Source organism: Novosphingobium sp. BL-S-21 (assembly GCF_055521655.1).
Genome location: NZ_CM145496.1, coordinates 2,648,824 through 2,665,664, shown reverse-complemented (window position 1 = coordinate 2,665,664; position 16,841 = coordinate 2,648,824). Strand labels below are relative to the sequence as shown.

General features: G+C 66.8%; 26 protein-coding genes. 10 read left to right on the top strand and 16 right to left on the bottom strand.

Annotated elements, in window-relative coordinates; translation table 11 throughout:
- Positions 1-41 precede the first annotated feature (41 nt).
- Positions 42-758: a ligase-associated DNA damage response endonuclease PdeM gene (pdeM, locus tag ACZ1J6_RS21245; protein WP_465128003.1), complete on the top strand. Its 717-nt coding sequence runs from the start codon at positions 42-44 to the stop codon at positions 756-758.
- Between the two features lie 234 nt (positions 759-992).
- The gene (infC, locus tag ACZ1J6_RS21240; RefSeq protein WP_132268524.1) at positions 993-1,514 is read left to right on the top strand and encodes a translation initiation factor IF-3; all 522 of its coding nucleotides are present in this window, start codon (positions 993-995) and stop codon (positions 1,512-1,514) included.
- Positions 1,515-1,671: 157 nt separating this feature from the next.
- Here the strand turns inward: infC and ACZ1J6_RS21235 are convergent, their stop codons facing one another.
- From ACZ1J6_RS21235 to hisB, 16 genes are all read right to left on the bottom strand, one after another.
- Positions 1,672-2,205, bottom strand: coding sequence for a J domain-containing protein (locus tag ACZ1J6_RS21235; RefSeq protein WP_132268522.1), 534 nt, complete (start codon positions 2,203-2,205; stop codon positions 1,672-1,674).
- A gap of 173 nt (positions 2,206-2,378) precedes the next feature.
- Positions 2,379-2,867: a peptidoglycan-associated lipoprotein Pal gene (pal, locus tag ACZ1J6_RS21230; RefSeq protein WP_132268775.1), complete on the bottom strand. Its 489-nt coding sequence runs from the start codon at positions 2,865-2,867 to the stop codon at positions 2,379-2,381.
- Between the two features lie 195 nt (positions 2,868-3,062).
- Entirely contained in the window at positions 3,063-4,478 is a 1,416-nt protein-coding gene (tolB, locus tag ACZ1J6_RS21225) for a Tol-Pal system beta propeller repeat protein TolB (protein ID WP_465128002.1), read from the bottom strand.
- A complete protein-coding gene (locus tag ACZ1J6_RS21220; protein WP_314463999.1) occupies positions 4,475-5,434 on the bottom strand; it encodes a hypothetical protein in 960 nt (319 codons plus the stop codon). Before ACZ1J6_RS21220 ends, tolB begins: the two co-directional genes overlap by 4 nt.
- 14 nt (positions 5,435-5,448) lie before the next feature.
- Positions 5,449-5,904 (bottom strand): ExbD/TolR family protein, encoded by a 456-nt coding sequence (locus tag ACZ1J6_RS21215; protein WP_132268516.1) that lies wholly within the window; start codon positions 5,902-5,904, stop codon positions 5,449-5,451.
- Complete coding sequence (tolQ, locus tag ACZ1J6_RS21210; RefSeq protein ID WP_132268514.1) at positions 5,904-6,614, bottom strand: protein TolQ; 711 nt, start codon at positions 6,612-6,614, stop codon at positions 5,904-5,906. Before tolQ ends, ACZ1J6_RS21215 begins: the two co-directional genes overlap by 1 nt.
- Positions 6,611-7,075, bottom strand: a complete 465-nt coding sequence (locus ACZ1J6_RS21205; RefSeq protein ID WP_132268513.1) for a YbgC/FadM family acyl-CoA thioesterase — start codon at positions 7,073-7,075, stop codon at positions 6,611-6,613. Before ACZ1J6_RS21205 ends, tolQ begins: the two co-directional genes overlap by 4 nt.
- 176 nt (positions 7,076-7,251) lie before the next feature.
- Positions 7,252-7,629: a histidine triad nucleotide-binding protein gene (locus tag ACZ1J6_RS21200; RefSeq protein ID WP_132268511.1), complete on the bottom strand. Its 378-nt coding sequence runs from the start codon at positions 7,627-7,629 to the stop codon at positions 7,252-7,254.
- 35 nt (positions 7,630-7,664) lie between these two features.
- Positions 7,665-7,991, bottom strand: coding sequence for a phosphoribosyl-ATP diphosphatase (locus tag ACZ1J6_RS21195; protein ID WP_465128001.1), 327 nt, complete (start codon positions 7,989-7,991; stop codon positions 7,665-7,667).
- A gap of 63 nt (positions 7,992-8,054) precedes the next feature.
- A complete protein-coding gene (locus ACZ1J6_RS21190) occupies positions 8,055-8,225 on the bottom strand; it encodes a PEP-CTERM sorting domain-containing protein (protein WP_166675222.1) in 171 nt (56 codons plus the stop codon).
- A 147-nt stretch (positions 8,226-8,372) separates the two neighbouring features.
- Entirely contained in the window at positions 8,373-9,134 is a 762-nt protein-coding gene (hisF, locus tag ACZ1J6_RS21185; protein ID WP_314464007.1) for an imidazole glycerol phosphate synthase subunit HisF, read from the bottom strand.
- Between the two features lie 4 nt (positions 9,135-9,138).
- Positions 9,139-9,384, bottom strand: a complete 246-nt coding sequence (locus ACZ1J6_RS21180; protein ID WP_132268505.1) for a hypothetical protein — start codon at positions 9,382-9,384, stop codon at positions 9,139-9,141.
- Positions 9,381-10,109, bottom strand: coding sequence for a 1-(5-phosphoribosyl)-5-[(5-phosphoribosylamino)methylideneamino]imidazole-4-carboxamide isomerase (gene hisA, locus ACZ1J6_RS21175; protein WP_132268503.1), 729 nt, complete (start codon positions 10,107-10,109; stop codon positions 9,381-9,383). The genes ACZ1J6_RS21180 and hisA overlap by 4 nt, the downstream gene beginning before the upstream one ends.
- A 1-nt stretch (position 10,110) precedes the next feature.
- A complete protein-coding gene (gene hisH / locus ACZ1J6_RS21170) occupies positions 10,111-10,749 on the bottom strand; it encodes an imidazole glycerol phosphate synthase subunit HisH (RefSeq protein WP_134094000.1) in 639 nt (212 codons plus the stop codon).
- A complete protein-coding gene (locus ACZ1J6_RS21165; protein WP_132268499.1) occupies positions 10,746-11,039 on the bottom strand; it encodes a YciI family protein in 294 nt (97 codons plus the stop codon). Before ACZ1J6_RS21165 ends, hisH begins: the two co-directional genes overlap by 4 nt.
- Positions 11,039-11,641, bottom strand: a complete 603-nt coding sequence (hisB, locus tag ACZ1J6_RS21160) for an imidazoleglycerol-phosphate dehydratase HisB (RefSeq protein ID WP_132268497.1) — start codon at positions 11,639-11,641, stop codon at positions 11,039-11,041. Before hisB ends, ACZ1J6_RS21165 begins: the two co-directional genes overlap by 1 nt.
- A gap of 201 nt (positions 11,642-11,842) precedes the next feature.
- Here hisB and ACZ1J6_RS21155 point away from each other — a divergent pair, with 201 nt between their 5' ends.
- From ACZ1J6_RS21155 to ACZ1J6_RS21120, 8 genes are all read left to right on the top strand, one after another.
- A complete protein-coding gene (locus tag ACZ1J6_RS21155) occupies positions 11,843-12,343 on the top strand; it encodes an SspB family protein (protein WP_132268771.1) in 501 nt (166 codons plus the stop codon).
- Positions 12,344-12,377: 34 nt separating this feature from the next.
- Positions 12,378-12,857: a hypothetical protein gene (locus ACZ1J6_RS21150; RefSeq protein ID WP_465128000.1), complete on the top strand. Its 480-nt coding sequence runs from the start codon at positions 12,378-12,380 to the stop codon at positions 12,855-12,857.
- A 94-nt stretch (positions 12,858-12,951) separates the two neighbouring features.
- Positions 12,952-13,605, top strand: a complete 654-nt coding sequence (gene gmk, locus ACZ1J6_RS21145) for a guanylate kinase (RefSeq protein ID WP_132268493.1) — start codon at positions 12,952-12,954, stop codon at positions 13,603-13,605.
- A gap of 174 nt (positions 13,606-13,779) precedes the next feature.
- The gene (locus ACZ1J6_RS21140) at positions 13,780-14,595 is read left to right on the top strand and encodes a hypothetical protein (protein ID WP_465127999.1); all 816 of its coding nucleotides are present in this window, start codon (positions 13,780-13,782) and stop codon (positions 14,593-14,595) included.
- Between the two features lie 142 nt (positions 14,596-14,737).
- Complete coding sequence (dapD, locus tag ACZ1J6_RS21135) at positions 14,738-15,574, top strand: 2,3,4,5-tetrahydropyridine-2,6-dicarboxylate N-succinyltransferase (protein ID WP_465127998.1); 837 nt, start codon at positions 14,738-14,740, stop codon at positions 15,572-15,574.
- Between the two features lie 156 nt (positions 15,575-15,730).
- Complete coding sequence (locus ACZ1J6_RS21130; protein ID WP_134093996.1) at positions 15,731-16,000, top strand: hypothetical protein; 270 nt, start codon at positions 15,731-15,733, stop codon at positions 15,998-16,000.
- 3 nt (positions 16,001-16,003) lie between these two features.
- On the top strand, positions 16,004-16,432 hold the full coding sequence (locus ACZ1J6_RS21125; protein ID WP_465127997.1) for a DUF1810 domain-containing protein: 429 nt from the start codon (positions 16,004-16,006) through the stop codon (positions 16,430-16,432).
- Between the two features lie 113 nt (positions 16,433-16,545).
- Positions 16,546-16,752, top strand: a complete 207-nt coding sequence (locus ACZ1J6_RS21120; protein WP_442044813.1) for a hypothetical protein — start codon at positions 16,546-16,548, stop codon at positions 16,750-16,752.
- The last annotated feature ends 89 nt before the right edge of the window (positions 16,753-16,841 follow it).

The window sequence follows — 16,841 nt, the reverse complement described above, 5'->3', positions numbered from 1 at the left end:
GGGCGCTTGCCAAATCGCACGGCCTGCGGCAAGGGAAAGCCATGGTTCCCTTTTCGTTCCTTTCACAGGAGTTGCAACTGGTCCCGCCGCCCGCCGGGTCTCCGACCGGTTCCGGGGCCGCGCGGGGCGCCGCGCTCTACTGGCCGCGCGAACAGGCGCTGCTGGTGGCGGACCTGCACCTGGAAAAGGCCAGCTATTTTGCCCGGGGCGGGCAGATGCTCCCTCCCTACGACAGCCGCGAGACGCTGGAACGTATCGCACTGGCGGTACGGCAGACCGGCGCGCGCCGGGTTTTCGCGCTGGGGGACAACTTCCACGACAGCAAGGGGACCGAGCGGCTCGATCCCCATGCCGCCGGAATGCTGGGCGCTCTCACCCGCGCGCTCGACTGGGTGTGGATCACCGGCAACCACGACCCCCATCTCGGCAGCGAGGCTGGCGGCACGCGGGTAGAGGAAATCGAGGTCGCGGGTATCGCCCTGCGACACGAGGCGCGGCCGGGCACCACCGGCCCCGAACTTTCGGGCCATTTCCACCCGCGCCTCATCATCAACGCCCGCGGCCGACGAATCGCGCGGCCTTGCGTGGTCCACAGCGGCAATCGATTGATCCTGCCTGCTTTCGGCGCCCTGACGGGCGGCATGGACGCCGCCGATCCGGCGATTCTCAAGGCCCTGCAACCCGCGCGCGAGATCGACGCGATTCTCTCGGCAAAGGACCAGCTGCTGCGCTACCCCCTCTGGCGCGCGGCCGCCTGAGTACCTATATGCACTTTCGGTCTATCCGAGGGCCGAACAGAAACGGCTATCCGGTCGTTGTTTGCGGCACCGGCCCACTATCGGGCGTGAGCCCGGACAAGACACTTTAGGCGTCCTATAGATTTCCTTGAAATCGTGCTTTGCGTGTCGACGCGATTCGCATTAATGACGCCTCCACTCGCCTAGCGACAGAAACGATTCAGGAGAACGCTTATAGCACCCCCACCCCGGCGCATGATGACGCCACCGGTCAAGAGTGGCCCGCGCTACAATAACATGATCCAGTCGGACAAGGTCCGGGTTATCGACCAGGACGGCGAGAACATCGGCGTCATGTATACGCGCCAGGCGATCGAACAGGCGGCCGAAGTCGGCCTCGACCTGGTTGAGGTCTCGCCCAACGCGGATCCGCCGGTGTGCAAGTTCCTGGATGTCGGCAAGTTCCGGTACGAGGCCCAGAAAAAGGCCAATGCCGCGCGCAAGACCCAGAAGACGCAGGAGATCAAAGAGATCAAGATGCGTCCGAACATCGACGATCACGACTACGACACGAAGATGCGCAACGTCCATCGGTTCATTCTCGATGGCGACAAGGTGAAGGTCACCCTGCGCTTCCGCGGTCGTGAGCTTTCGCACCAGCAGCTGGGCATGAACCTGCTGCGCAAGGTGCAGGAAGACGTCGCGGATATTGCCAAGGTTGAAGCCTATCCGCGCATGGAAGGCCGCCAGATGCTGATGGTGCTTTCGCCCAAGTAAGCATTCGGCCCGTCATTCACGGCAAAAACACGAAGAGCGCGCCGCAAGGCGCGCTCTTTGTCTATGGGCCGCATGTTATTTACGGGCCGCATGGTCATGGCCGTCCTAATGACGAATGACCGGGATCAGCCGTGAGCCGCGCCCGGCTTCCCGGCGCTCAGCCCTTCCACTCCCGGCGCTCTTCCGCCGCGCGCAGGACTTCATAGGCCAGCTGGTAGGTCTGGAACGCCTTGGCCGCCTCGGGATCGTTGGGCTTCACATCGGGGTGCACTTCCTTGGCCTTCGTCCGCCAGGCCCTGCGCACCGCATCGAACTCCGCATCGGGGTCGAGACCCAGCGCTTCCAGCGCGCGCAATTCGTCGCGGCTGCGCGAACCGTCGCCGGAGCCTCCCCAGCCATAGTGCGCCGATTCCTTGAATCCCGCGCTCTCGGTGCGCTCGTCCGATTCCCGGCGCGCTGCCTCTTCGGCGTCGAGCCCGGCGAAATAGTCCCACCCCGCGTTGTATTCCGCGGCATGCTTCTGACAGAAGTACCAGCGATCCGGGCTGTTCGGGCTCTTAGGAGCGGGGCAATTGCCCGGCTCGGTGCAACCATGCCGATCGCACAGGCGCACTTGCGCAGCCTCGCGCGAGCTGCCGTAGCTGCGCCAGCGCGGGAAACCCCAATCCATCGATCGACCTGCGCGACTCATTCGAAGGGCGATACCTGCCGACCCGAAGCCAATGCAAGTGCGTAAGGCTCAAGGTCCATGCGGGAATTCCGGTTCCAGCCGGCCCGGCAGCCGGGAATCGCGGGGATCCCTCATGCAAAAGGCCCGGCTCGCCATCGCGAACCGGGCCTTCTTCACATCTTGCGACCGAGCGATCAGTCTACCGTGACGGTAACCGCGCGGCGGTTCTGGGCCCAGGAGGCTTCGTCCGAACCCAGAGCGATCGGGCGTTCCTTGCCGTAGCTCACGGTGTTCAGGCGCGAGGCGTCGATGCCCAGGCTGATGAGGTAGTTCTTGGCCGCATTGGCGCGGCGCTCGCCCAGGGCGAGGTTGTATTCGCGGGTGCCGCGTTCGTCGGCATGGCCTTCGATCGTGGCGCGCTTGTTCGGGTACTGCTGCAGCCACTGGGCCTGCTTCGACAGCGCCGCCTGGTCAGCCGAATCGACGGTATCTTCGTTCAGCTGGAAGTAGATGGTGTCCGAACCCATCATGCGGGCCACGAAATCGGCCTGGCTGCCCGGCTGCGGGCCGCTGGGCGGCGGCGTGGTCTGGGTGGTGGTGGCCGGGCCCGGCTCGGGCGGCAGTTCCTTGGGCGCCTTGGACGCGCAAGCCGACATGGCAAGGGCCCCGGCGAGGAGGAGCATTGTCGATCCGGTCTTCACATGACGGGGGTACATGAGGGCAGGCATGAGGCAATCTCCTATCGTGCGCAGCCAATTATGAATGGCCTGCGTAGTTTGAAGTTCCGATTAATTTATTACCCTGTCAACCTGAACGAACGCCCCGTCTTGGGCACGTCGTCCAGGCAGATCTGACAGGGCGCTGGTCTCAGAGGGTAATCAGGGGCGAACGGGGCCCCATGCCGGGTCCGAGGCACCCACCGGGGTCGGCAGCCTGCGCTCGTTGCGGCCGGTGAGATCGACCTGCCAGATGGAGGTCGTGCCCGCCGTCTTCGCGGTACGGAAGAACTGGATGATGCGGCCGTTGGGCGACCAGGTCGGCGCTTCGTCCTGCCACGAATCCGTGAGGTGGCGCATGCCGCCGCCGTTCGGGTTCATGACGGCGATGCGCAAGTTGCCGGCAACATGGGTGAAAGCGATCTGGTCGCCGCGCGGGCTCCATTCGGGCGTGGCCGAGCGGCCGCCGAAGAAGCTGATGCGGCGCTGGTTGGAACCATCCGCGCCCATCACATAGATCTGCTGGTTGCCCGAGCGGTCGCTCTCGAACACGATCTGGCTGCCGTCGGGCGAATAGGACCCGCCGATCGAGATGCCCGGCGTGTTGGTCAGGCGCTGCGGCGTGCCGCCCCCGGCCGACGAGATACGATAGATGTCGGTATTGCCGCCCGAAGCCATCGAATAGAGCACCCACTTGCCGTCAGGCGACCAGCGCGGCGCCATCGTGGGGTTGCCGGTGCGGGCGATCAGCTTCTGGGTGTTGCTGCCCAGGTCGTAGACATAGATGCTCGGCTGCCCGTTGAGGTAGGACAGATAGAGAATCTTCGAATAGTCCGGCGAATAGCGAGGGGTCAGCGCGGTGGACTGGCCGCTGGTCAGGTAGCGGTGGTTCGCGCCGTCCGAATCCATGATCGCCAGGCGCTTCATGCGGTGGTCCTTGGGACCGGTCTCGGCGATATAGGCGATCTTGGAATCGAAGAACGGGCTCTCGCCCGACAGGCGCGAGTAGACCATGTCGGCGCACTTGTGCGCGGCGCGGCGCCAGTCCGCAGGCGGAACCTGCCAGCCGCCCTTTACGAGCTGCTGCTTCAGCGCCACGTCGTAGAGATAGCAGCCCACCGTGAGCTGGCCACCGGCGCCGGCGCGGACATAGCCCTGCACCAGCATGTCGGCGCTGCGGGCCGACCATACCGGAAAGTCCGGGGTCTGGATCTGGGCATAGACCGGCTGCGGCAGACCGTCCGGGCCCGAGGGCTTGAACAGGCCGTTGTTCTTGAGATCCGCGGCGACCACTTGCGACAGCGCCCGGCCGAGTGCGGCGGTGGAGCCGGCATTGGTGCCGGTGGGCACGTCGGCATCGGTCGCGAAGGTGGTGATGGCGATGCCGAGGTCCTGCCAGTCGCTATCGTCCGAGACGGTCACCTGAAGGCCGCCATCCTCGTCGGCAGGCGCGGCAGGCGCGCCGGGCGCCGCGGGAGCGGGCTGGACGGGCGTTGCCGGCGGGGCGCTCTGCGCGAGAGCTGCCACGGAACCGGAAAGCAGCAGGCCAAATGCAGCAAGGTGGATGATCTTTTTCATTGCGATAGCCTTCTGTCGAAGTTGGTCGTGATGACCTTCCAACCGTTGTAGAGGTCTTCCGGCAGATTGAACGGGGCGGCAAGTTTCACGGCGCGGATCGCCTGTTCCTGGTGCCGCTGGACTTGCGCCGAATTGGCCGCGTTCTGGCCGGTCGTGCGCAGGACCTGCGGCTCCCCGTCGAGGCTGCCATCCTTGTTGAGGCGGAAGCGCACGGTCGTCACCAGAAGTTCCGCATCGGCGCCTTGCGGGGCCGCCCAGTGGGGCTTGAGCTGGCGGCTGATCGCGCCGTTGAGCGCGGAAACCGCTGCCGGGCCGAGCGCCGCGGCCGGCTGGCCCTTGCCCTGCGTCGAGGTGGCACCCGAAACGCCCGACAGGAAGTCGGCGCCAACGCGGCTGCCGCCTGCCTTCTTGGGCGGCGTGGTGGCCTTGCTCGCGGACGAACCGGGCTTGCCCACGATCCGGTCGATCGCGCTGTCACGGCTGGCGGGCGCCTTGGGTGCGGGCTTGGCCGGAGCCTTCTTCGGCGGCGCGGGCTTTTCGGCGGGCTTCGGCGGCGCCGGCTTGGGGGGCGCGGGCTTCGGAGCAGGCTTCGGAGCGGGACGCGGCGCAGGCCGGGGTTGGGGCGGCTGCGGGCGCGGCGCGGGCGCCGGCGGCACCGGCGCGGGCTGCGGCTCCGGACGGGGCTGAGGCTGAGGCTCGGGGGCTGGAGCGGGAGCCGGCGGCGGGGCCGCTTCGCCCAGTTCCGGCGCCATGTCCGGCGCGGCCTGGCTATAGGGGTCGGGCGAGGTGGACGTCATGCCCACCTGGTCGCTCAGTGTCACTTCGATGCGCTGAGGCGGCTTCACCACCTCGTTCTGCGCCGGGCGCAGCACCATCACCGCCAGCACCGCCACATGCAGTGCGACAGCCAGCGTAAGGCCCAGCCCTTCGTCCTTGCGCAATCCCAGCATTGCCATCGTGCCAGCCTAACTCAGCCGCCTGAACCGCTGCTGACACCCGTCACCAGCGAGATCGACGTGAATCCGGCGTGGTTGAGTTCCCCCATCACGTCGATCACCCGGCCATAGTCGAGCGCCTTGTCGGCGCGCAGGGTGACTTGCGGCTTGCGGCCATCGGCACCGTCCGGAACCGAAGCGAGACGCTCCGCCAGTTCGCCGGGCGCCAGTGCCTCGGTCTCGTAATAGATCGTGCCGTCGCGCTGGACCGAGATCGTGATCTGGTCCTGCTCCTCGTTCATGGCCTTGGCGCGGCTGTCGGGCAGCTCGATCGGCACCGCGGCCTTGAGCAGCGGCGCAGTGACCATGAAGATGATCAGCAGCACCAGCATGACGTCGACCAGCGGCGTCACGTTGATTTCGGCCATCGGCGTGCGTCCGCCGCCGCTACGGCGCCCGCGCCTGCCGCCGCCGGATAGGCCCATCCCCATCAGCGCTGCTCCAGCTCACGCGTGAGCGCGGAGTGCAGGCGATCGGCGAAGCGCTGCAGGCGCGATTCGAACAGGTTCACGCGGTGCGAGAAGCGGTTGTAGGCGATGACCGCCGGGATGGCCGCGAACAGGCCGATGGCGGTGGCGAACAGCGCTTCGGAAATGCCGGGGGCAACCACGGCGAGCGAGGAGTTCTGCTGCTGGCCGATCTGGAAGAAGCTGTTCATGATGCCCCAGACGGTCCCGAACAGGCCCACGAAAGGCGCCACCGAACCCACGGTCGCCAGGAAGTTCAGGCGATTGGAGATGCGGTCGCTCTCCTCGCCGACCGAGGAGGTCATGGCCAGGCCGATGCGCTCGCGCGCGCCTTCGGGGTCGAACTTGGGCATGGCGGCATTGCGGCGCCATTCGGCCAGGCCCGCGCCGGCGACTTTGCCCATCGGCACGTCGCCGCGGCGGCGTTCCTTCTGGTAGGCCTCGAAGTTCTGGGCTTCCCAGAAGCCTTCCTCGTAATCCGCGCATTTGCGGTTGAGGCTGCCGATGCGCAGCATGAAGCTGATGATGATGGCCCAGACCCAGACGCTCGCCAGGATCAGCCCGGCCATGATCGCCTGCACGACGATATCGGCGTGGAGGAACAGTTTTACCGGATTGAGGTGATCGGAATCACTGCCGATGGTCACGGCAGAGGCGAGCAGTTCGAACGTCATTCTAGTCCTCTCGGATGCTCTTGCATGAGCGAGGCGAAAGCATGTTGCCAGGCGGCGGGCTGTTTGCGCGGTCGTCCTTCAGGACTGATGAACCCGACCTTTACCGTGGCTTCGGCAAGGCGAATTTCTCCGCGCCGCACGACTTGCCGAAGGGTGCAGCTCACCCTTCCGACCTGAAGCGCGTGAGTGTCGATCACGACCGCGTCGCCGAGGCGCGCGGGCGAGAGGTAGCGGATATTCACTTCCGCCACGGTGTAGAGCCCCTCCCCGGCCTCCAGCGCGGCGCGCTGGTCTATGCCGAGCAGGTCGAGCAGATCGGAGCGGGCCCGTTCCATCCAGCGGATATAGTTGGCGTGATAGACCACGCCGCCGGCGTCGGTGTCCTCGTAGAACACACGGAGCGCATAGCGGTGGGTCGGTCCATCGAGGACGCCGCTGGGGGGAAGAGGGTCGCTGCTCATGCCACCGGAATGTGTAGCGGGCGAGACCGGCAGCGCAATCCGTTCGTCGCACTTATCCCGCGCGTGCGGGCGGATGGACGGTTAATTGCGTCGTAATTGTCGGATTTGTCGTTGCCTGGCGTCGGCATGGCCCCGGATCGGGTCCGGGACCATGTGCAGACTTCCAGATCCGCGCCTTACTCCGCGATCATCTGGAAGAACTGGCGGCCGCCGAAGATGTGGACGTGAAGATGCGGCACTTCCTGGTGGCCGTTGGTGCCCATGTTCACCATCAGGCGGTAGCCCGGCTCGTCGAGTTCGAGCTGGCGCGTCACATGGCCGACCGCGCGCATGAAGCCGGCGATTTCCGCATCGTCGGCATTGGCGGTGAAATCGTCCCAGGACACATGAGCGGCCTTGGGGATCACCAGCACATGGACCGGCGCCTGCGGGCGGATGTCGTTGAAAGCAAGCGCGAATTCGTCTTCGTAGACTTTGTCGCAAGGCAGCTCGCCGCGCAGGATCTTCGCGAAGATATTGTTATCGTCGTAGGGCAGCTTGGGGTCGATCGGCATGGGGTTCTCCCGGAGATGCGAATACGGGCGAGCATTCAGTCCGCGGCGCGAGCAGCTTTCTCGGCAATGCCGGAGATGCCGTTGCGGCGGTCAAGTTCTGCCAGCACGGCCGCGAAAGGCACGTCGCGCGCGCCCAGCAGGACCATGAGGTGGAAAATCAGGTCCGAGGCTTCGCCCACCAGCGCCTTGTCGTCCTCGGTCAGGGCGGCGATCACCGTTTCGGTGGCCTCTTCGCCCAGCTTCTGCGCGATCTTGCCCAGCCCCTTGGCATGCAGTTTGGCGACATAGCTGCTGTCGGGATCGGCGGCGCGGCGCGCGGCGATCGTTGCTTCGAGGCGGGCGAGAGTGTCGGGGCTGCTCATGCCATGCCCATGCGACGCGCGGGCGGCAGGGTCAAGGCCGGCCCGACATGCGCGGGGCGGCGATCAGTCCGGGCGCTTGGAGGAAAAGCGGCGGCCGATCGCCACGCCGGTGACGCCCAGGGCCAGGAGGAACAGTCCGCTCGGCTCCGGCAGGCGCGTGGCGTCGGCGGCGAAAGCCGGCAGGGGAACGAGGACCATCGCCGCAAAAGCGGGCAGGCAGCGGTAGCGAGGCACGGGGGGCTCCTGCGGGGGACTGTTGACAGGACCCATGGCAGGCCTGCCGGGAACGGCAAGGGATGATCGGAGCCTGTCCCGATCCGGGGCATGATCGGATGGGTCATTTCCGGCCCGTCGTCCCGGAAGACGCCCAGGCATCCGCCCTCACCCGCGCGCGGGCAATCCCGCCGCGCGCAGCGCCGCATGGGCCTCCGCGATCGAGTGCTTGCCGAAATGGAAGATCGAGGCCGCCAGCACGGCACTGGCCTTGCCCTCGGTCACGCCCGCCACGAGATGGTCGAGATTGCCCACCCCGCCGCTGGCGATCACCGGCACCGAGACGCTGTCCGCGATCAGCCGGGTGAGGTCGAGGTCGTAGCCGCTCTGCGTGCCATCGCCGTCCATCGAGGTGACGAGCAGCTCGCCCGCACCGTAGTCCGCAAGCTTCACCGCGTGTTCGAGCGCGTCGATCCCGGTGGCCTTGCGGCCGCCGTGAGTGAATATCTCCCACTTTCCGGGCGCAACCCTGCGCGCATCCACCGAGGCGACGATGCACTGCGATCCGAACTTCTCGGCAATGTCCGCCACCACTTCCGGCCGCGAAACGGCGGCGGAGTTGACCGCCACCTTGTCCGCGCCGGCCAGCAACAGGGCGCGGGCATCTTCGGCCGTGCGCACGCCGCCGCCGACGGTGAGCGGCATGAAGCAGACTTCGGCCGTGCGCTGCACCACGTCGAGCAGGGTGCCGCGCCCTTCGTGGCTGGCGGAAATATCGAGGAAGCACAATTCGTCGGCCCCGGCGGCGTCGTAGGCGCGCGCCTGTTCCACGGGATCGCCGGCATCGACGAGATCGACGAAGTTCACGCCCTTGACCACGCGCCCGTTGGCAACGTCGAGGCAGGGAATGACGCGGATGCGGACGGTCATGGGATCACTCCACCGGCTTGAAGAACAGCAGCACGCAGAACACGCCCACGGTCAGGCACACGGCGAGGTTGAACGCGGTGTAGCCCCAGAACTTGCGCGGATTCTCCTGAAGCGAGGTTTCCACTTTCGACCGCGCCCGGCTGAACAGCATCAGGCGCGCGCGGCCTTCGCGATAATCGCGCAGGGCATAGAGCGCGCCGGGCACGAAGATGGCCAGCGCCAGGACCGCGACGAGGCGGTTCTCGTTCACGCCTTCTCCGCCATGGCGATCGCGGCGGCCAGGTCCAGGCGCCCGTCGTAAAGCGCGCGGCCGGTTATCACGCCTTCGATGCCGTCACCGGCATGGAGCGCCAGCAGGCGAATGTCGTCGAGGCCCTTCACGCCGCCGCTGGCGATCACCGGCATGTCGGTGCGGCGGGCGAGATCGACGGTGGCGTCGATGTTGCAGCCCTTGAGCAGGCCATCGCGGCCAATGTCAGTGAAGAGCAGGCTGGCGACGCCCGCATCCTCGAAGCGTCGGGCCATGTCCACGATCGAGACGTCGGAGACTTCCGCCCAGCCCTCGGTCGCGACCATGCCGTCGCGCGCGTCCACGGCCACGACGATGCCGCCGGGATATTCGCGCGCCATGTCCTTGACGAACTGCGGGTCCTTCAGCGCGGCCGTGCCCATGACGATGCGCGAAACGCCCAGGTCGAACCAGCCGGCCACCGCCTCGCGCGTGCGAATGCCGCCGCCGAGCTGGACATGGCCGGGGAACGCTTCGAGGATCGCTTCCACCGCCTCGCGGTTCTCCGCCCGGCCCGCGAAAGAGCCGTCGAGATCGACGACGTGGAGATATTGCGAGCCCGCTTCGGCAAACAGCATGGCCTGCGCGGCGGGATTGTCGCCATAGACGGTGGCGCGGTCCATGTCGCCTTCGGCAAGGCGCACGACCTGGCCCTGCTTGAGGTCGATGGCGGGGAAAACGATCATCTCAGGGCTTCCATTCGAGGAAACGGGAAAGCAGCGCGAGGCCGTAGGCCTGGCTCTTTTCGGGGTGGAACTGCACGCCCACGATATTGTCCTTCGCCACGGCCGCGACCAGGCCGCCGCCATGGTCGGTCATGGCCGCCACATGCGCGCCGTCGTCGGGCTGGAAGTGGTAGGAATGCAGGAAATAGGCCTCGCCCGGCTCGATCAGGCCCTGTGCCGGGTCCTTGCGGCCGAGCGAAACGTCGTTCCAGCCCATGTGCGGGATCTTGATCGCAGGGTCGGTACGCTCGATGCGCTGGACCTGGCCGCCGATCCAGTCGAGCCCGCGCGTCACCCCGTGTTCCAGCCCGCGCGTGGCCAGCAGCTGCATGCCCACGCATATGCCAAGGAACGGCGCCCCGCCGACATGGACGCGCTCGGTCATCGCCTCCACCATGCCGCGAATGCCCCAGAGACCCTCGGCACAGGCGCGGAAGGAGCCGACACCGGGCAGGACGATACGGTCCGCCGCGCGCACCACGTCCGGATTGGCCGTGATCGCGACGTCTTCGGCCCCGGCCGCGCGCAGGGCATTGGCCACCGAGTGCAGATTGCCCGCGCCGTAGTCGATCAGCGCCAGGATCGGGCGGCCTGCCGTCATCCGGCGAGCCCGGCGACGCTGTCGTCAAGGAAGCCGTGCGCCCATTCGATCACTTCGAACTCGGCCACGCCGCCCGCCACGAACGGATCGGCGGCGGCGAGGATTTCCACCTCGTTGCGATTGCTGCCCTTCGCCAGGATGAGCCCGCCGTCACGCGGGACCTTGCGGCCCCAGCCGAGGAAATGGCCCGCCGCATGATTCGCGCGCAGCCAGGCGACATGATCGGCCAGCAGGCCGTCCACTTCCTCGACGGGGGCGGTGTAGCGAAGCGAGATGATGAAGCTGGCCATCAGAGCGTGTCCTGTCCGAGAATGCCCTTGGTGGAAGGAATCGCCCCGCCCTTGCGCGGGTCGAGTTCCACCGCGGTGCGCATCGCGCGCGCGAAGCCCTTGAAGATGCCTTCGCAGATGTGGTGGTTGTTGGAACCGTAGAGGAGTTCGATGTGCAGGGTGATGCCCACGGCCTGCGCGATCGAGTGGAACCAGTGCTCGACCATCTCGGTATCGAACTCGCCCAGCTTGTCCTGCGTGAAGCCGGCCTTCCAGACCAGGTAGGGGCGGCCCGAAATATCCAGAGAAACGCGGCTCAGGGCCTCGTCCATGGGCGAATGAACGTCACCGTAGCGGCCGATGCCCGCGCGGTCGCCCAGGGCCTGGCTGATGGCCTGGCCGATGGCGATGGCGCTGTCTTCGGTGGTGTGGTGCTGGTCCACATGGAGATCGCCCTTGATGCGGCAGGCGATGTCGATCAGCGAATGGCGGCTGAACTGCTCGATCATATGGTCGAGGAAGCCGATTCCGGTGGAAACCTGATAGGCCCCGGTGCCGTCGAGGTTGACCTCCACGGCGATGTCGGTCTCGTGAGTCTTGCGGGTGATCGAGGCAGTGCGCATGCCAAGGGCCTATAGCCCGCTATGTCAGGGAATCAATTCCGCCCGGCACCAAGTGTGCGCGAAAAGCGTTTCTCAGGTAATCTTTGGTCGCGGCGAATTTTCACGCCCGGCACAAACGACCTAGGGAAAACCCGTCGGAACGTGTTATTTTACGCTTGAACACGCTTGACCGGCACCGGAAGCATGAGCACCAAGGGCGCGATGAACGATACGCCACAAGACAGCCTGATCCCCTACGACGAGATCGTGCAGGAGGCCCTGCGCGCCGTTGTGGGCCGGGTGCTAGGCCAGGTGGAAGCCAGCAATGGCATGCTGCCGGGTACGCACCACTTCTATATCACCTTCAAGACCGGAGCGCCGGGGGTCTCGATCCCTGCCGAGCTGCGGGCGCGGTTCCCGGACGAAATGACCATCGTCCTCCAGAACAAGTTCTGGGACCTGGCGGTGCGCGAAGACGGCTTCACCGTCAGCCTTAGCTTCAACCAGCTCCCGTCCAAGCTGGTGATCCCTTTCGCCGCGATCACCGCTTTCGTGGATCCGGCCGTCGATTTCGGCCTGCAGTTCCAGGCCATGTCCGACGACGACGAGGAAGACGAGCTTTCCGCGCCCGAGAACGATTCGGAACGCGACGTTGCTTCGCGCATTACTCCCAGCGAGGATGGATCGAACGTCGTTTCGGTCGATTTCGGCAAGAAGAAGTAAGGCGGGCAGGAGAAGGCCCGGGAAAGCAAGGTCCATGGGCGTCACCTCGGTTCCGAAGAAAGTCGGCAAAAGCGTCGGCAGCGGCGTGAGCAAGGCCGGAGCGGCGGTCAAGAACACGGCCGCCAAGGCCCGCGCCCGCGCCAACACCTTGCGGGGGCCCAGCCCCAGCACGGCCACCAACCTGGCCATTGCCGACATCGCCCTGCGCAGCGGCACTTTCTTCGCGCGCCGGGCGGTCGAGCACGCACTGCTGGGCAAGCGCTACACCCCGGAAAAGGCCAAGCAGATCCTGCGCGGCCGTTCCTTCACTCAGTCCATGCTCCATACCGCCATTGCCCGCGTGGCCCTGGGCTCCGCGCCCGGCGCGGCGCTGGTGATCGGCGGACTGGCGGCCAAGACGCTCTACGACCGCAGCCGCGCCCGCAAGGCCAGCGTCAAGGGCGAAGCCGAGATCCAGGACATGGCCGAGGACGGCGAAGACGAAACCGGCCTGGTGCCCGACATTCTGAAGTGACCCGATCCGGGGCGAAGGGCTCTCCGCTCGCTCCGCGATCCTCTGCCTTCACCTCACCCCTTGATTTGCGCGCCCGGCGGCGGCATCGGGGCACATGGTCAATTCTCCGGACAATCCCGCCGACACGCTCGCCCGGCGCGGCCTCATGCTCATCATGTCCTCGCCTTCCGGCGCCGGCAAGACGACGATCTCGCGCATGCTGCTTGAGCACGATTCGCACATCTGCAACTCGGTGTCCTGCACCACCCGCAAGCCCCGCCCGGGTGAGGTGGACGGCAAGGACTACTTCTTCGTCAGCCAGGCCGAGTTCGACCGCATGGTGGACGAAGGCGAGTTCCTCGAATGGGCGCATGTCTTCGGCCACAGCTACGGCACGCCCAAGGCCCAGGTGAAAGCCGGGCTGAAGGACGGGCAGGACTATCTGTTCGACATCGACTGGCAGGGCACGCAGCAGCTCTACCAGAAGCTGGAGCGCGACGTCGTGCGCGTGTTCCTGCTGCCACCGAGCATCGACGAACTGCGCCGCCGCCTTACCGGCAGGGGCACCGATTCGATGGACGTGATCGCCGCCCGCATGGAACGCGCACGCTCGGAAATCAGCCACTGGGATGGCTACGACTATGTCGTCGTCAACGACGATATCGAAGCCTGCTTCGAGAAAGTGAAGAAGATCCTCGCCGCGGAACGCATGCGCCGCGCGCGCCAGACCGGCCTGATCGGCTTCGTCCGCGAGCTGATGACGCCCTGATCGCGGTATCGGGAAAGCAGCGAGGGTGACGGGCAGCCGCGCGTCGCGCTGCTGCCTCTCCGCGCCCTGCCCAGCAGGCGGTCCGGCATTTTTTCCCGTTCGTTCGGGCACCTGCGGGCGTCTGGCGCGTAGATGTGGGACTGGCCCTGCTCGGGCGCGCCACGGGAGAGAGCGATGATGCCGCCACGAAAGTCCGCGATCCGGTCGCTCAGCCTGTCGGGCCTGCCCCTGGCGGGCCTGCTCATGCTGGGTGCCTGCAACGCCGCGCCCGATCGGCAGCCGGCTTCGGAGACACGCTCGCAAGCGGTCGCTTCGGACCCGCAAGGCCCCGCAAGCAGCTCGGCCCCGACCTCGGCATCCCCATCGGCCTCGCCTGCTGGATCGCCCACCGCGCCGGCGGAAAACGGCGCGGCCCAGCGCTCCGGCCCGCTCTCCTGCGCGGAGGAACTGGGCGCCACTGCCGCCCAGCGCCGCGCGGATCTGTGCCGCAACGTCTCCCCGGCCACACGCCCCCCCTGCAATGTCGCCAACAGCTGCGCGATGATCGAGGACGAGATCGCCCGCAGCTGCGCCTTGTTCGATTCGAAGGGAGATCCCATGCCGGGATGCCGCCCCGCGCCCAAGAGCAAGGAAGCCGCCGCCGCGGTGGTGGAACGCTATTACTCCGCGCTCAATGCCCGCGACTTCGGGACGGCCTGGCAGCAGTGGGGCGACGACGGCCCGCCGCGCCAGACGATGGCGCAGTTCACGGCCGGCTTCGCCCATACCCGCGCCACCCATGTCGCCATCGGCGCGATGGAGCCTGGCGACGCCGGGGCCGGCTCGGTCTACCAGACGGTGCCCGTCACGGTGGACGCGACTCTGGACGACGGATCGAGCCAGCGGTTCCGCGGCAAGTACGTCCTGCGCCGCGTCAACGGTGTGGACGGGGCCACGCCCGGACAACTGCGCTGGCACATCGATTCCGCCCAGCTTTCGCCGGTCCGCTGAGGCGGAGCCCGACCCCGCCGCCCGCCCGGCCGGAGAGCGCCGGCCTTATGTCCCGCGCTCCCTTCTTACTTGTCCTCGCCCACCGCAGGCTCTACGCGCGCCCGGAACAGAAAATCTGAACGACCTTTCCGGAGACGCGAACATGTCCGAACTCGAAACCGCGATCGAAGCCGCCTGGGATGCGCGCGACACCGTCACCCCCGCCAGCGCCGACGTGCGCAAGCTGGTGGACGAAGCCCTCGGCCTGATCGAATCGGGCACGGCCCGCGTCGCCGAACCGGACGGCCAGGGTGGCTGGAAGGTCAACCAGTGGCTGAAGAAGGCCGTGCTCCTCTCGTTCCGCCTGAACGACAACGCCCCCGTCGCTCACGGCGCCGGCGGCGCGCCCGCCTTCGACAAGGTGCCCGTGAAGTTCGAAGGCTGGGCCGACGAAGACTTCCGCAAGGCCGGCTTCCGCGTCGTCCCGGGCGCCGTCGCCCGTCGCGGCACCTTCATCTCGAAGAACGTGGTGCTGATGCCCAGCTTCGTGAACATCGGCGCCTATGTGGGCGAAGGCACCATGGTCGACACCTGGGCCACCGTCGGCTCCTGCGCGCAGATCGGCAAGAACGTCCACATCTCGGGCGGCGTCGGCATCGGCGGCGTGCTTGAGCCACTGCAGGCCGGCCCGGTCATCATCGAGGACAACTGCTTCATCGGCGCCCGTTCGGAAGTGGCCGAAGGCGTCGTCGTCGGCGAAGGCGCGGTGATCTCGATGGGCGTGTTCCTGGGCGCGTCGACCAAGATCGTCGACCGCGCAACCGGCGAAGTCCACATCGGCAAGGTTCCGCCCTACTCGGTGGTGGTCCCCGGCTCGCTGCCCGGCAAGCCGCTGCCCGACGGCACCCCCGGCCCGTCGCTCTACTGCGCCGTGATCGTCAAGACCGTGGACGCGCAGACTCGCTCGAAGACCGGCATCAACGAGCTGCTGCGCGACTGATCGCCGCACCGATCCTGTCTGGAAGGGGCCGGATGCCAGCGCGTCCGGCCCCTTTCTGTATCTAGCTCCCTCGGAACGGCAGGGGCGATGGGGCGTTGATCCCTGGAACATCGGCCTGAAGCGATCGAAGATCGGGCCGGAAACCGGGAGATGCCCATGGATACCCGCGGCGAGGAAGTTCACGTCGAAAAGACCGAAGCCCGTGCCGGCGCGACGCCCAATGTCGTCCGCTACGTCCTGCTTGTCAGCCTGGTCCTGGCCATTGCCGCCATGTCCGCGATCTGGATCTTCGGCGCGGTCAAGGCCCCGGACGATACCGGCGGCGCCGCCGACACCCGCGAGGCCGTGCAGCGGGGCGATGTCGATCCCCAGTCCCAACCCGGCGTCCAGAGCCCCGAGCCGGCCGCAGGCAAGACCGGAAGCTGACCCGTGGCGGGGCTGGCGCGCTTCGTCGAGGCCCAGTCCCGCGACTATGCCCGCGTGGTCGCGGAGCTGGAACACGGCAGCAAGCGCAGCCACTGGATCTGGTACATCTTCCCGCAAGTGGCCGGCCTGGGACAAAGCGAAACCTCGCAGTTCTACGCCATTTCAGACCTGAGCGAGGCCCGCGCCTATCTGGCCCATCCGATTCTCGGTGCCCGTCTCGATGAATGCACCGAGATCATGCTGGAATGGCTCGGCAAACGCAGCGCGGCCGAGATCCTGGGCGCTCTCGATGCCATGAAGTTTCGCAGCGCCATGACGCTGTTCGAAGCGGCCGGCGGCGAAGCGCGTTTCGGCCGCGCGCTCGATGGGTTCTTCCAGGGCGAGCGGGACGAACGGACACTCCAGTTCCTCGGCACCGCGCCGGATCCCTAGCGCTTCGCTCGTTCGGGAACCCGATTCACCGCCAGCGCGTTTCCCCTGTTGGCCCTTATTGCACGGCGGCCGCAGAGCCGCTCCCAAAGCTGTCGGGCCACGGGAGAGCCGAGATGCAACGCGTCGGTGATGAAGTTCATCTGGATGAAGACGAAGCCCGTTCGGGCAGCACGCCGCATATCGTCCGCTATGTACTGCTGGCCAGCCTCATTCTGGCGATTCTGGCGATGTCCGCGATCTGGATTTCGCGCGCCTGGTGGGACCAGCCGCCGTCCCAGGGACATCCCGTGACCGCCGAGGAGCACGCACTCGGCAACTGACCCTGCCGAATTTGCTTGCCTGACGGGCCGACTTGTCCTGATCTGTGCTCGGGAGAAACGAGAAGGACCGACGTTGCCTTGTGGCGGCG